The organism is Massilia aurea (genome assembly GCF_014200505.1).
Classification (GTDB): Bacteria; Pseudomonadota; Gammaproteobacteria; order Burkholderiales; family Burkholderiaceae_D; genus Telluria; species Telluria aurea_B.
In genome coordinates, this window is sequence record NZ_JACHBX010000001.1 from 1,205,928 (window position 1) to 1,220,443 (window position 14,516).

At 61.1% G+C, this 14,516-nt stretch carries 13 protein-coding genes; 10 read left to right on the forward strand and 3 right to left on the reverse strand.

Annotated elements, in window-relative coordinates; genetic code table 11:
• Nucleotides 1-2: 2 nt before the first annotated feature.
• The 5 genes from HD842_RS05365 (at nucleotide 3) to HD842_RS05385 (ending at nucleotide 3,708) form a co-directional block, all read left to right on the forward strand.
• The gene (locus HD842_RS05365) at nucleotides 3-842 is read left to right on the forward strand and encodes a hypothetical protein (protein ID WP_183551921.1); all 840 of its coding nucleotides are present in this window, start codon (nucleotides 3-5) and stop codon (nucleotides 840-842) included.
• A gap of 115 nt (nucleotides 843-957) precedes the next feature.
• Nucleotides 958-1,491 (forward strand): PAAR domain-containing protein, encoded by a 534-nt coding sequence (locus HD842_RS05370; RefSeq protein WP_183551924.1) that lies wholly within the window; start codon nucleotides 958-960, stop codon nucleotides 1,489-1,491.
• Nucleotides 1,492-1,510: 19 nt separating this feature from the next.
• Nucleotides 1,511-1,684 (forward strand): hypothetical protein, encoded by a 174-nt coding sequence (locus tag HD842_RS05375; protein ID WP_183551927.1) that lies wholly within the window; start codon nucleotides 1,511-1,513, stop codon nucleotides 1,682-1,684.
• Between the two features lie 90 nt (nucleotides 1,685-1,774).
• Nucleotides 1,775-2,842 (forward strand): hypothetical protein, encoded by a 1,068-nt coding sequence (locus HD842_RS05380; protein WP_183551930.1) that lies wholly within the window; start codon nucleotides 1,775-1,777, stop codon nucleotides 2,840-2,842.
• The gene (locus tag HD842_RS05385; RefSeq protein WP_183551933.1) at nucleotides 2,839-3,708 is read left to right on the forward strand and encodes a hypothetical protein; all 870 of its coding nucleotides are present in this window, start codon (nucleotides 2,839-2,841) and stop codon (nucleotides 3,706-3,708) included. Before HD842_RS05380 ends, HD842_RS05385 begins: the two co-directional genes overlap by 4 nt.
• 51 nt (nucleotides 3,709-3,759) lie before the next feature.
• Here HD842_RS05385 and HD842_RS05390 read toward each other — a convergent pair whose 3' ends face one another.
• From HD842_RS05390 to HD842_RS05400, 3 genes are all read right to left on the reverse strand, one after another.
• Nucleotides 3,760-6,018 carry an arginine/lysine/ornithine decarboxylase gene (locus tag HD842_RS05390; RefSeq protein ID WP_183551936.1) on the reverse strand — a complete coding sequence of 753 codons (2,259 nt, stop codon included), beginning with the start codon at nucleotides 6,016-6,018 and terminating at the stop codon, nucleotides 3,760-3,762.
• Nucleotides 6,019-6,222: 204 nt separating this feature from the next.
• Nucleotides 6,223-6,858 (reverse strand): DUF4337 domain-containing protein, encoded by a 636-nt coding sequence (locus tag HD842_RS05395; RefSeq protein WP_183551939.1) that lies wholly within the window; start codon nucleotides 6,856-6,858, stop codon nucleotides 6,223-6,225.
• Nucleotides 6,855-7,370: a dihydrofolate reductase gene (locus HD842_RS05400; protein WP_183551942.1), complete on the reverse strand. Its 516-nt coding sequence runs from the start codon at nucleotides 7,368-7,370 to the stop codon at nucleotides 6,855-6,857. The genes HD842_RS05395 and HD842_RS05400 overlap by 4 nt, the downstream gene beginning before the upstream one ends.
• Before the next feature lie 767 nt (nucleotides 7,371-8,137).
• Between HD842_RS05400 and HD842_RS05405 the strand changes: the two genes are divergently transcribed.
• From HD842_RS05405 to epsG, 5 genes are all read left to right on the forward strand, one after another.
• Nucleotides 8,138-9,643 (forward strand): undecaprenyl-phosphate glucose phosphotransferase, encoded by a 1,506-nt coding sequence (locus tag HD842_RS05405; RefSeq protein ID WP_183551944.1) that lies wholly within the window; start codon nucleotides 8,138-8,140, stop codon nucleotides 9,641-9,643.
• Between the two features lie 58 nt (nucleotides 9,644-9,701).
• Nucleotides 9,702-11,132 (forward strand): XrtB/PEP-CTERM-associated polysaccharide biosynthesis outer membrane protein EpsL, encoded by a 1,431-nt coding sequence (gene epsL, locus HD842_RS05410; protein WP_183551947.1) that lies wholly within the window; start codon nucleotides 9,702-9,704, stop codon nucleotides 11,130-11,132.
• 100 nt (nucleotides 11,133-11,232) lie between these two features.
• Complete coding sequence (gene epsE / locus HD842_RS05415; RefSeq protein WP_183551949.1) at nucleotides 11,233-12,021, forward strand: polysaccharide export protein EpsE; 789 nt, start codon at nucleotides 11,233-11,235, stop codon at nucleotides 12,019-12,021.
• A 70-nt stretch (nucleotides 12,022-12,091) separates the two neighbouring features.
• The gene (gene epsF, locus HD842_RS05420; protein WP_183551951.1) at nucleotides 12,092-13,516 is read left to right on the forward strand and encodes a chain length determinant protein EpsF; all 1,425 of its coding nucleotides are present in this window, start codon (nucleotides 12,092-12,094) and stop codon (nucleotides 13,514-13,516) included.
• A gap of 38 nt (nucleotides 13,517-13,554) precedes the next feature.
• Entirely contained in the window at nucleotides 13,555-14,460 is a 906-nt protein-coding gene (gene epsG / locus HD842_RS05425; RefSeq protein ID WP_183551953.1) for a chain length determinant protein tyrosine kinase EpsG, read from the forward strand.
• Nucleotides 14,461-14,516 lie beyond the last annotated feature (56 nt).

Below are 14,516 nucleotides of genomic sequence, written 5' to 3' on the forward strand. Positions count from 1 at the left end.
TTTTGGCCATATTCGCCTTCTTCGCTCTATCGATGCCAGTAGATGCCGCTGCTGGTTCGGAAAATTTTATCGACCGACCTTGGGAGATTCGTTATGTGTTATTTGCAGAAGATGCATCGCTGATGCGAGCCGGATTGGCGTATTCCGAAAAGTCCAATAAGCAACAGACACTGCGCGGAAAGCAAAAAATCTATCTAAGCGCCAGCGCGCTTTTCGAGATTACGGCCACGTTTGCTGTTCCCGGCGAGGAGGCGCTCGGAATCATCCTGTTGACATTCGACCGGGCAGGTAGGGTCGTGAACAAGAAAGGTGCGCTCAGCAGCATGTCAGCAAAAAGGACGCGCCTTGATCGGCTGGTTCTGGTTCACAACGATATCCCTGACCCAAATCCTTACTATTTCGGCTACTGGTCGCAGGGAATACCGGGCGACGTCACATTTTCCCCGGCCGCTTGCAGCTCGGACGATTTTCGTCGTTACGAGCCCGGTTGGAATATCGACAGTTACACCGGTAATTTCGGCTGTCGCGAATGGACCGCTCAACTGTACGATCGCGCCCAGCCTTATATTGACGTGACTTCATACGCCACGCACGGCACTTTCATTGGTTCCCTGACCGGCTGGTCGCGCTTCGAAGATCCGCCCAAACCGGTGATCGGACGCCACGGCAAAACCTGGCTCTGCCTGCATGAATGCCCGGCGGGCGAAAAGCCCGGCGTGATACCGGACATCCGCGCATGGACCACAAAGCACGGCTTCCCCATGCCAACGCGGCCATCGAAGCAGCCGCTCTATCCGAACGCAGACTACATGGACGACCTCAATGAATTCTGGCAGCAATGAAGTCGGCCTGTGGCGAACTTTTGAGTGGCGGCACCACCGTCTTGCGCAAGCTCAACCACCGCGCCAGCCGGGCATCTAAAGTCGAAGTTTCGTAACGACAATTAGGGGCAACCCGATGGCCATGCGCGCGGTGATCTGCAAGGGCGACCCGACCTCTCATGGCGGCGTGGTCCTGGAAGGCAATCTGCACTCAACTGCACAAGGGCGGCCGATCGCGTCCAAGGGGCACATGACGCAATGTCCTCTGTGCAAAGGGACGTTCCCAATCGCGGAGGGCCTGGCATTCCATACCCATGCCGGGATCGGGACAGCCGTGGAGGGCATGAAGACCGTGTGCGGCGCTGTCCTGATTGCCACGACGACGAAGGGCTTTTTGATGATCGACGACCAGTCCGAAGCCGCCACTGCAGCGGCAGCGCCGATCCACGCCGCCACGGCACCGGCCGCAGCGAACTTTGGCACGTTCCGCGCCGTCGACGAGGACAGCGGCAAGCCGGTCCCCGGCCTGCCATACCGTATCGAGCTGCCGGATGGTGCGGTTCGGCGCGGCGTGACGGATGCCGACGGCTTCACCGAGCGCGTGGCCGGCCACGACCCGGCGTCGGTCAAGCTGCATTGGGAAACCGACGGCACGGTCGAAGAAGCGTAGCGTCGATGACGGTGCATCAATGACCGACGCCACGCCAGATGCACGCTGCACCCTTTCACCCCAAGGCACCGTGACGACCGTCCTGGTTGGGTCGAAATGCAAGGTCAGCTACAAGTTCGACACCCGCGCGACCAGCGCGGCGCTGGTCTTGCCCTATGTGGTGTCGATCGACGGCCAGGTTCTGCCCGAATAAGCAGACAAGCCTGGCGCGCTGCGTGGCCAGCGCACGATCGATCTGCTCGTCAACCCCGGCAGCAAGGTTGCGCTCTTTCTCAACAGCGACGTGCATCCTGCGCACCGCAGCAATCCGGTGTACGCGCTGGAGGTTGGCCGCGGCGGTGTGAAAATCGTCGAGAAAAAGGGGCGCATCGGTCACGAGTTGGCCACGCGGCGCGCCCCGGTCTGCCGGCCAGGCGCCACGCCGGGCAAGCGCTTGCAAGTCTACGACGCGGCGCTCACCGGGGATATCTGGATGCAGATATCGCATCTTTACACGTCCGCTGAGGCAGACGCGCTGCTACCGGTCGACACCGCCCCGGCGATCCGGGCCGCAGTACGCACCATCTACACCGGCCTGGCGCGCCCGGAACTGAGTGTGAAATTTGCCGCAAGCGATACTGGCCCTGCGCTGACGCTGCGGGTTGTGTTTCGCGATGAAATGCAGGGCAATGTTCGCGATAACACCACACACTGTCCCTGGCTCACCGGCATCCTGCCGCGCACCCACCCGTGTGCTTTCGCGGCGCTTCTCACTGAAGCCCGGGCCGCCGGCGTGACGGCGGTGGCCGTGACGTCGGGCTGGCGGCCCAGCCTGGGGTCGATCGCGCACCGGGCCGGGTTGGGGCTCGACATTACTTATCTCGAAGGCGGTGGACAAACCGTTTTTCTTAATCGCGCATCGCTGACAAACGGCTCAGCTGCGGGCAATGGCAATGTCAGTGCGCGCGAGAAGGTGTTGTGGCGGGAGCATCAGGATGCTAGGGCAGCGTTATTAGAGGGTGAGCAGCGGATCCGGATTGCGCGCAATCGCGCATCTGGCAATGAAGAGCAATCGGCGCTGGAGTTGGGCAATGCAGATGCCCGAATTAACTCTCTGCGAAACCAGGAAGACCGTGCACGAAGGGCGTGGAATGCTGAGCGCGATCTCCACGAGCCCGGCCTGATACGCACGCTGCGCGACCTGTTAGGCCGAAATGGATCCGTCAAACAGCTCTTCGATCCTTGGTATATGAATGCCGATACGACAGACAAGATTGCTGCGGTTCCTAATGAGCAGCGGCGCTCAAACCCGAACGAACGCTTACATAACAATCATCTCTACATTACTGTCCGCGAACCGAAGATCCTATGAAAAATCAGATTGCGATATACAGTATGGCGATACTCGCCCTTGCCTCCGTGCCGCCGCCGACTGCAGGTGCGTCACCCGTATCCCCGAGCTGGATTGAACGACGTTGGGAAGTCCGCTACTTGTTACTGGTTGATGAGGCATCGACTTTGAGAAGTGGCGTCGTGCAATCCCGAAAATTCAACTCGCAACAGCGTGCTCAGGGCAAGCATAAAGACTATCTAAGTGCTCGCGCATTATTTGTGCCAAATGCCACATTTTTCGTTCCGAACGCACGGGAAATCGGCATCGTTCTCCTGACTTTCGGATCAAAAGGCGAAGTTAACAATCAGAAAGGATTACTGGGGAAATTGACAGCCAAGATAACAAGATTGTACGAGTTGGATTTGGTCCGAACTCAGACAGATCCACCGGAAGCTTATCACTTCGCGTACTGGGCGCAGGGGATTCCTGGTGACGTAACGTTCTCTCCGGCTGTTTGCAGCTCCGAGGATAACCGCCGCTACGTGGCCGGTTGGGACGTGGAAAACTATATAGGTAATTTTGGCTGCCGCGAATGGACGGCCCAGCTCTACGACCGTGATCAGCCGTATATCGACGTCACCTCGTACGCTTCGCGCGGCGCCTATATTGGCGCGCTGACCGGCTGGTCGCGCTTCGAAGATCCTCCCAAGCCGGTGATCGGACGCCAGGGAAAAACCTGGCTCTGCCTGCACGAATGTCCGCCTGGAGAAAAGCCCGGCGTGATACCGGACATCCGCGCATGGACCACAAAACACGGTTTCCCGATGCCGACGCGGCCATCGAAGCAGCCGCTCTATCCGGACGCAGACTACATGGATGACCTCAATGAATTCTGGCAGCAATGAGGTCGGTGCCACAAAGTCGGCTGCGCCGGTGAAGCGGCGCAGCCTTGATGCTTAGTCGTCCTGCTGCACGCAGTCGACGAAGTAGCCGCGCTTGCCATCGACTTCACGCTTGACCAGGCCGTGCACATCAGTCTCGAAGCCCGGGAAGCGCTCGTTGAAGTCACGTGCAAAGCGCAGGTAATCGACGATCGTGCGGTTGAAGCGCTCGCCCGGGATCAGGAGCGGGATGCCCGGCGGGTAAGGCGTCAGCAGGATCGCAGTGATGCGCCCTTCGAGTTCGTCGATCGCCACGCGCTCGATCTTGCGGTGTGCCATGTGCGCGAATGCGTCCGACGGCTTCATCGCCGGGATCATGTCCGACAGGTACATCTCGGTCGTCAGGCGCGCCACGTCGTGCGACTTGTAGAACGTGTGGATCTCGGTGCACAGGTCGCGCAGGCCGTGCATTTCGTAGCGCGGGTTGGCCGCGGCGAACTGCGGCATCGCGCGCCACATCTGCGCGTTGCGGTCGTAATCGTCCTTGAACTGCTGCAGCGCCGTGACCAGCGTGTTCCAGCGGCCCTTGGTGATCCCGATCGTAAACATGATGAAGAACGAGTACAGCCCGCACTTCTCGATGATGACGCCGTGTTCGGCCAGGTACTTGGTGACGATCGAGGCCGGAATGCCCGTCTCGCCGAATTGACCCGACAGGTTCAGACCCGGCGTGACGATGGTCGCCTTGATCGGGTCGAGCATATTGAAGCCCGGGGCGAGGTCGCCAAAACCGTGCCACGATTCTTCGGCGCGGATCATCCAGTCGTCCTGCGTGCCGATGCCTTCTTCCGAGAACTTGTCCGGGCCCCAGACCTGGAACCACCAGTCGGTGCCGAAGTCCTGGTCGACCTTCTTCATCGCGCGGCGGAAGTCCAGCGCTTCCAGGATCGATTCTTCGACCAGCGCGGTGCCGCCTGGCGCTTCCATCATGGCAGCAGCGACATCGCACGAGGCGATGATCGAGTACTGCGGCGAGGTCGACGTGTGCATCAGGTACGCTTCATTGAACGCATCCTGGTCGAGCTTGACCGACTGCGATTCGCGCACCAGCACTTGCGAGGCTTGCGACAGGCCGGCCAGCAGTTTGTGCGTCGACTGCGTCGAGAAGATCATCGACTCTTTCGCGCGCGGGCGGTTCTGGCCGATCGCGTGCATGTTCTTGTAGAAGTCGTGGAACGTCGCGTGCGGCAGCCACGCTTCGTCGAAGTGCAGCGTGTCGATTTTACCGTCCAGCATTTCGCGCAGCGTTTCGACGTTGTAGACCACGCCGTCGTAGGTCGACTGGGTGATGGTCAGGATGCGCGGCTTCTTGTTGACGGCTTCGCGCGCGAACGGATTGGCTTCGATCTTGCGGGCGATCGATTCGGGCGTGAATTCGGACAGCGGAATCGGGCCGATGATGCCCAGGTTATTCCTGGTCGGCATCAGGAACACGGGAATCGCGCCGCACATGATGATCGAGTGCAGAATCGACTTGTGGCAGTTGCGGTCGACGACGACGATGTCGCCTGGCGCGACGGTCGAGTGCCAGACCATCTTGTTCGAGGTCGAGGTGCCGTTGGTCACGAAGTAGCAATGGTCGGCGCCATAGATGCGCGCGGCGTTGCGTTCGGATTTGGCGATCGGGCCCGTATGGTCCAGCAGCTGGCCGAGTTCTTCGACCGCGTTGCAGACGTCGGCGCGCAGCATGTTCTCGCCGAAGAACTGGTGGAACATCTGGCCGATCGGCGACTTCAAAAAGGCGACGCCGCCCGAGTGGCCGGGGCAGTGCCACGAGTACGAGCCGTCGTAAGCGTAGTTCACCAGCGCGCGGAAGAATGGCGGCGCCAGGCTGTCCAGATACGCTTTGGCTTCGCGGATGATGTGACGCGCGACGAATTCGGGCGTGTCTTCGAACATGTGGATGAAGCCGTGCAGCTCTTTGAGCACATCGTTCGGGATGTGGCGGCTGGTGCGGGTTTCGCCATAGATGTAGATCGGGATGTCCGCGTTCTTGTGGCGGATTTCCTTGACGAAGGCGCGCAGGCCGACCAGCGCCGAGTCGGTGTCTTCCAGCGAGCCGCTGCCGAATTCCTCGTCATCGATCGACAGAACGAATGCCGATGCGCGCGACTGCTGCTGGGCGAACTGGGACAGGTCGCCATAGCTGGTCACACCAACGACCTCCATGCCTTCTTGTTCCATCGCCGCAGCGAGGGCGCGAATGCCAAGGCCGGAGGTGTTCTCCGAGCGGAAGTCCTCGTCGATGATGACGATGGGGAAACGAAATTTCATGGACAGCTCCAAAGCGAAGCGCCGTGAGGAGCAGCCGCGCCAGCCCGGATCATTCCGAAGTGGCAGAAGGCCGCCGCGCACGGCACCGTAGAAAATGAGTAGCGGATTTTCGCAGAAATTGCGGGCTCCGGTGCAGGTTTTTTTGCCGGCCTGTGTGCCAGCTTGTTTGCTACATTAACCACTCGTGCAGTTCAGTGTCGCACCCTAGCTGTCCAGGTGGCGCCCGGCGCGCCGGACCCCCTCGGTCAGCAGCGCGGCGGCCAGCGCCGCGCCCAGCGGCACGGGCGACAATGCCGTCGTGTTGCCTTCCAAAAACGCGAACAGCCCCAGCGTGATGCCGAAGGTGGCAACCGCGCCGGTCAGCGTCAGCAGCCATGTGCGGCGCGCCAGCAGCGTGACCGCAGCCAGTGAAATCGCGATCTGCTGCGCGACCGACGCCGCGGCCCACTGGCGCTGGCGGTGCAGCGCTTCTTCGGAGCGCCGGTTCCAGTCGCGCGATGAGGCTTCCCAGCGCTCGGCTTCCTTGCGGATGATGTCTTTCTCCACGCGATAGCGTTCCACCTCTTGGGTGTAGCGGCCGGCATCGACGCCGGGCAGCGTGGCGGCCAGTTCCGCCAGGTTCTGGCGGCTGGACTTGGCCTGATAATGGGCCCAGGCGTTGGCCGCGCTGGTTTTTTCCATCGCCGCCGTCGTCTTGAACAGGCTCGCGTCGTTGTGCGACGAGGTGCCAAGGAAGGCAAACAGCGTGCCGATCGTGGCCAGCACGGCGATCAAGACGGCGACGCGGCTTGCAAAGCCGTCGCCGCCGCGCGAACCAGGGGGCCGGAGCGGCCTGCTCATGGCGCGCCCTTGCCGGCGCTGCGCTGGTAAGTGACGTAGGCGTAATCGAACCCGGGTTCGTCATCGCGCTGCGGCCGATGGTGCGTGTCGCGCGCGGTCTCTGTCCACAGGGCAGGGTTGATCGGCGGGAAGAACGTGTCGCAGGTGAAGCGGTGATCGATGTGCGTGACGATCATGGCATCGGCCAGGTCGATCGCCGCGTTGAAGATCTGCGCGCCACCGATGATGCTGGCCGGCGCGCCGTCCAGCAGCGCGATGGCTGCGTCCAGCGATGCGGCAGGCTCGGCGCCGTCATGCGACCAGTCGGCGTTGCGGGTAATCACAATATTGCGCCGGCCCGGCAACGGGCGGCCGATCGAGTCGAACGTCTTGCGGCCCATGATCACCGGTTTGCCGAGCGTGACGCGCTTGAAGTGCGCCAGGTCGTGCGGCAGGTGCCACGGCATCCGGTTATCGATGCCGATGCCATTGTCACGGTCAACCGCAACGACCAGAGTCAGGTGCGCGGTCATGGCAGGGTGCGCGTGACGGTCGCGGTGTTGGAAGCTTGCATCGGAGGGTCCTGTGGAGTCTGGAGGAATCGGGACCTTGCATGATACCAATATTTATACGCTTAATCGACAGCAGGTGCAGCAATCTGCAACGTATATGCTGTACTGACAACAGGTTTGGCGCGTTCGACGAAACAGTAATAAAAAGTAAGCAGTATGTACCGTCCCCATCCGCCGGGTTAAGGTCAGCGCCAGGTTGGCAATGGCGGGGACAGGGTGTCATCCACCTGGTGCTCGCCCCATAACCCCGAGTAACAGGCACGTATCGACCATTCGGAACACCTGTATTGAGCTGCAGTGCATGTCGCGAATGCAAGGTGCTTGCGAAGGGGAAATTTGCATTGCTAGTTGTAATTTATATATTTTGCTGCGACGCGTCAAAACTACTGACTTTAGAGCTTAATTAGCATATAGTCTATTTATGTTATTGATGTGCATCAAATGATGCAAACATAATTTTGCGTTATTCCTTGATGAAGTCGGTTTCATTTTTTTCTTTTTGAGTGGTACGCGTTTCGCGGCGCTGCAGCAAACAATTGGATAGGGAAGCAAATCCAGCTTCTGCAGCACGCTTGGGGGCGGTGTCGGGTACCCGCACGGCGGCTGGCACCAGGAGGCCATCGCGCTTTTATCGTGGTCGCAAGCGTTCCCGGTGGGTTGCATGAAGGCGTTCTTGCTGGCGGTAGTTGCGCACCCTTATTCAATTCATGATGATTGGATCTGTCACGATGAAAAACTTCGACCCTGCTGCCGTTGTCGGCGAACACGATAAACATCGAGCGCCGGATGCTGCCGGCGACCTCGGTTCACTGCTCAAAAAGGGCAGTGCGCAATCGTCCGCCAGATACTGGCTGCCGTTCTTCATCAACCTGCTCAAGATCTCCGATATTGCTGTCCTGCTGCTCGCCGGCTTCGGCGGCTTTTTCGTGCGCTTCGGTCTCGACGCCAAACTGTCGACGGCCGGCCACCTCTTTATCTACCTGAGCACGCTCGTCATCATCGTGTCGCTGCACTGCGCGCAAGCCTATCGCGAGCGCGAGATCCTGTCGCTGAACGCCTTGCTGAGCAAACTCGGTCTGGGCTTCTTCGGTGGTCTTTCGCTGATCATGATCGTTGGCTACCTGTCCGGTACCCTCTCCGAGTATTCGCGCGTCTGGGTCGCCACCAGTGCCTGCGCCTGGTTCGTGCTGCTGCTGGCCAACCGCCTCATCCTGACCCGCATGATCTATCGTGCGCGCATGGCCAATATGCTCGACGAGTCGATCATCATCGTCGGCGCGAATGAGCGCGCCGAGCTGATCGTTAATGCGATCAAGCGTAATAGCCACGCGAACATCCGCGTGCTGGGCGTGTTCGACGACCGCGTCGAGCGTGGCATCCCGGACACGCTGCGCCAGCACATGCTGGGTTCGACGTGCACGATGCTCGATTACATCCGCACCAATCCTGTTGACCGTGTCGTGGTAGCGCTACCCTGGCTCGCGACCGAGCGTGTCGAGGCCCTGCTCAAGAAGCTGCGTACCGTGCCCGTCCGGATTGACCTGGTGCCGAATAACGTCGTCTGGCAATTCCCGTCCATTAATATGGAGCGCCTTGCAGGCGTGCCGGTCCTGACGATCGCCAACAGCCGTATCGGTGAGCAAATGGGGCGCCTGAAGCGGATCGAAGATCTGGTGATCTCCGGCATCCTGCTTGCCCTGGTCAGTCCGGTGCTGGCAATCATTGCACTTGCCGTCAAGCTCGATAGTCCTGGCCCGGTGATTTTCAAGCAGCGGCGCCATGGTTTCAATAACCAGGAATTCGAGGTCTGGAAGTTCCGCTCAATGAAGGTGGATGACTGTGCCAGCGGCGAGGTCAAGCAGGCGACGCGCTATGACAGCCGGGTCACGCGTGTTGGCGGCTTCCTGCGCCGCAGCAGCTTGGACGAGTTGCCGCATTTCTTCAATGTCCTGTTCGGCCATATGTCGATCGTCGGTCCGCGGCCCCACGCAATCAAGCATAACCTGGAATTCGGCGCCATCATTTCGGAATACTACGCCCGCCATAACGTCAAGCCAGGCATCACGGGGTGGGCGCAGGTGAACGGCTTCCGCGGCGAAACCGATACGCTGGACAAGATGCAGCGCCGCGTCGAGCACGATCTGCACTACATCGAGCACTGGTCGCTGATGCTGGACATGAAGATTCTTGTCATGACGGCGTTTTCGGTGTGGTTCCACAAAACGGCATATTGACACCCGGCTGTTTCAGGCATGCGTATCGAACGCGTGTCCGGGATGTCATGTAGTAGAATTGCAACTTATCCTGATTAAAAGACATGTTTGCCCGCTGGGTCCATGCAGTCTTTATTGCGCTGATAAAAAGGTGTATGGCGTGCATGTGTTGCAAGCGAGCGGGAAGAAGCGTGAAAAAATATTATTTGGGATGGGATTCTTCTTGTACTTACTGCGAACCTGCGAACGTCATGTTGGCGCCAGTGCTGCGCAGTCGGCAAGCCGGCTGCCAGCCAGCCGTTTCTGCCTGAAACTGACTGCGGCAGCCTGCGTGGTGCTGGCTGGCTCGCTGTCTGGCACGACAGCGCTGGCCGGCACGCTGCAGCCGTTTGTCAGTGCCGGCGTCGAACATGACGACAATCTGTTTCGTGCATCAAACGACGAGGCAACCCGTTCGGCGGCACGCGGCGATACCTACCGCAGTGCCGGTGGCGGTGTGCGTTTCGAACGGCCAGTCAGTCGTCAGATCATCACCGCATTTGCCGACTTCTCGTCGGTGAAGTTTGACCGTAACAGCCAGCTGGATTATCTCCGCAAGGACCTCCGCGGCGACTGGCACTGGTTTGTCGCGTCGCGATTCGACGGGCATATCGGCGGCTATTACCGCCAGGAGCTCGCCTCGTTTGCCGATTTCGACGTGGTCCAGCGCAACCTGCGGGTGAGCAAGAAACAGTATGCAGACGGCCGGTGGCGGTTTCACCCGAGCTGGCAGTTGCGCGGCGAGGTGTCGAAAGAAGAGTACGCCTACGAACTGGCGTCGCAGCGTGCCAGCGATCGCACCGAGGATTCCTGGGTTGCTGGCTTCGACTATCTGGCACGCAGCGGCAGCACGGCCGGTTTTCAGTTGCGCCGGCTGGAAGGCAAGTACCCGAACTGGCTCACGGTCGGCAACACGGGCACCTTGCTCAACGGCTATGACCAGGATGAAGCAAAACTCAATGTGTTATGGCTGGCAACGGGGAGCACGCAAGTGCTGTTTCTTGGCGGCTGGGTGCAGCGCAAGCAGATGGGCCAGTCGACCCGCGACGACAGTGGCACCAATGCACGGCTGATCGTCAACTACACGCCGGCAGGGAAGGTGAAGGTCACCGGCCAGGCCTGGCGCGAATTTGCCGCCATCGATGGCGCGCTGATCGGCAGTGCATTGGCCAATGGCGCCAGCGCCCAGATGACTTGGGACGTCTCGGCAAAAATTCAGGCCGAGCTGGATGTGCGGCACGAAGAGCGTGAATTCAAGCCGTTCGGTGGCGCCGCCGAGCCAGTTGTCGCTGCCGATCTGGCCAGCGACAGCCGCGATACGCGGTCGGTGGGACTTGTGTACAAGCCGCTGCGCAATATCACCATCAGGGCGCGGGCATTTCAGGAGCAGCGCTCGGGAAGCCTCGCCGCAGGAACGAATAGCTACAAGGCAAATGGCGGATCCATCAACGCCACGTTGCAATTTAATTGAACATGGCAAAGAACGTGCTGTATCGACGTTCAGCGATCGCCGGCACCAATGAACGATCTGATGTGCACTATTGACACTTTGTGAATGGAATGAACTTAACATGAAACAAATCTTGCTTGGTATCTTCGCCGTCTTGCTGGCATGGAGCATGGGGAGTGCGCACGCCGATGAGCTGGTGCTCGGCGGCGGAGACGTCGTCAAGATCTCCGTGTTCGGCAACCCCGATCTGGCCGTGGAAACGCGCGTCAGCGAATCGGGCTTCATCACCATGCCGCTGGTCGGCCAGGTCGCCGTTGCCGGCTTGTCGAGCGCGGCGGCAGAAGCAAAGATTGCCAGCATGCTCGAGCGCGGCAATTTCGTGAAAAAGCCGCAGGTGAACCTCTTGATCACGGCGCTGACGAGCCAGCAGGTGTCGGTGCTGGGCCAGGTCAAGAAGGCAGGGCGCTATGCGATCGACGGTCGGCGCAGCGTGCTGGATATGCTGGCGCTGGCCGGCGGCATCGATACCAACGGTGGCGACATCGTCACCGTCGTGCGTACCCGTAACGGCAAGGTCATGAAGGACGCGCTGGATACGGCCGAGGTGATGCGCACTGCTGACATGGCGGGCAACTTCGATCTGCAGGGTGGCGACGTCATCTTCGTCGAGCGCGCGCCCCGTTTCTACATCTATGGCGAAGTGCAGCGGCCGGGCATGTTGCGTCTCGAGCGCCAGATGACGGTGCTGCAGGGCCTGTCGGCCGGTGGCGGCCTGACGGCGCGAGGTACCGAGCGCGGCCTGCGCGTCAAGCGCCGCGACGCCAGCGGCAAGATGCAGATCATCAGTGTCAAGGGCGACGATCTGCTCCAGCCCGACGACGTCGTGTACGTCAAGGAAAGCCTGTTCTGACCATGCGCCGTTGCCCAGACCAGAAAGCGGCGCACGTGCGCGCGCCATTGCACCTTATTGAAAGCCAACCATGAACCCAAGCCTGTTGTTACTCGCCCTGCGCGCGCGCTACAAGATCGTGCTGCTCGCGCTCGGCGTGACCGTGCTCGCCGCCGTCGTCTTCAGCATGATGCAGCCCAAGAAGTATGAAGCCACCGTAGCGATGGTCGTCAATTACAAGGGCGTCGATCCGGTCACCGGCCTGAGCGCACCCGCCCAGCTGATGCCCGGCTACATTGCGACCCAGGTCGATATCATCAAGAGCAAGAGCGTGGCGCTGAAGGTCGTCGACGATCTGGGGCTGGCCAATGCGCCGGACGCGCAGGCGCGCTTCCAGAATGCCACCGGCGGCAATGGCGGCACGCTGCGCGAGTGGCTGGCCGATTCGCTGCGCGGCAATGTCGACGTGGTACCGGCACGCGAAAGCAGCGTGCTGACGATTAATTTCCGTGGCACCGACCCGCAGTTCGTGTCGAAGGCGGCCAATGCGTTCGCCAATGCCTATCTGGACGTCAGTGTCCAGCTCAAGACCGACCCGGTGCAGCGCGCCAGCACTTACATCACGGACCAGATCAAGACGCTGCGCAACCGCTACGAGCTGGCGCAATCGCGCCTGTCGAAGTACCAGAAGGACAACAACATCTATAGCGCGGACAACCGCCTGGACGTCGAGACCGCGCGCCTGAACGAGTTGTCGAGCCAGCTGGTGGTCGTGCAGAGCCAGAGCATGGACGCCGCCTCGCGCCGCAGCCAGGCCCAGGGCAACAGCAGCAGCTCGCCCGACGTGATGAACAACCCGGTCGTGCAGAACCTGCAGACGAGCCTGTCGCTGGCCGAAGCCAAGTTTGCCGACATCTCGCAGCGCCTGGCGTCCAACCATCCCCAGTACATGGCGGCCGCGTCCGAAGTGGCCAAGCTGCGCTCGAACCTCGAACAGCAAAAGCGCAATTCGTCGAGCAGCGTGGTGGCCTCGGCCGACATCAGCGAGCGCCGCGAAGGCGAGCTGCGCGCAGCCGTGGCAGCGCAAAAGGACCGCGTGCAATCCCTGAACGGCGCCCGCGACGAATTCAACCTGCTGACCAACGAAGCGGAAAACGCCCGTCGCGCCTACGAGTCGGCCAGCCAGCGCCTGAACACGATCAGCCTGGAAGGCGAGTCCAAGCAAGCCGACATCGCCGTGCTGAGTGCTGCCACGCCACCGCTGCAGCCATCCGGCCCGCGCGTCTCGCTCAACATCGTGCTGGCCATCATTGCCGGGACGATTCTGGGTTTGGGCGCGGTGCTGGTGCTCGAATTGCTGGACCAGCGGATCCGTTCGGCTTCGCACCTGGTTGACGCGTTCGGCCTGCCGATGCTGGGCGTGATCCAGCAACCGCGCGTGTCCTCCAAGGGCAAGAAGCCGTTTTCGAAGCCGCCTGGTGCCAAGGGCACGGGCAAGATGACGCTGCCAACGTAATGGCGCATCAGCATAATGATCAGCATGGAGCGTCCACGATGAATTCCACTACCCCAGCCGTCGCAGTGACGGGCAATTCCGCACGTGGCGAGCGCGCCGCCAGCCACCAGTCGCACGACTCGATTGGTGCCATCCTGATCCGCAACGGGCGCCTGTCGGTGGCCGATGCCGACAAGGTGATGCGCGCGTCGATCGAACGCAATCTGCGCTTTGGCGACGCCGCTGTCGAAATGGGTCTGTTGACCGCCGCCGACATCGAGCTGGCCTTGTCGCGCCAGTACGATTATCCGTACCTGCTGGCCGGCCAGAGCGCCATCAGCGACGAAGTCGTGGCCGCCTACGAACCGTTCACCGCGCGTGTCGAATCGCTGCGCGCGCTGCGCAACCAGTTGCTGTGGCGCTGGTTCGAAACGGGCGACGAGCGCCGCGCACTGGCGATCACCAGTGCCGAATCGGGCGATGGCCGCAGCTTCCTGGCTGCCAATCTGGCCGTGGTGTTTTCGCAGCAGCACCAGCGCACCCTGCTGATCGATGCCGACCTGCGCGCACCGCGTCAGCACGCACTGTTCGGGCTGGAAAACCGCGCCGGCCTGTCGGCCGTGCTGGCCGGCCGCAGCGGGCACGAGGCGATCCAGCGCGTACCGGCGCTGGTTGATCTGTCGGTGTTGACGGCCGGCGCGCTGCCGCCGAACCCTTCCGAACTGCTGGGCTCACCGGCATTTGGCCGCCTGCTGCGCGAACTGGGCGCCGATTACGACGTGATCCTGATCGACACGCCGGCCGGCGCCGAGTACGCCGATGCCCAGGTGATCGCCAGCCGTGCCGGCGCCGCCGTGATGGTGGCGCACAAGAACCACAGTCACTACAAGAAGATGCGCGATCTGCTCGACCTGTTGACTGACGCGCGTGTGTATCTGGTGGGAACGGTACTCAACGAGTACTGATCGATGATGACGATGCCCCGCCTGATGCCCCGCCTGACGACGCGCCGCGTGCGCCC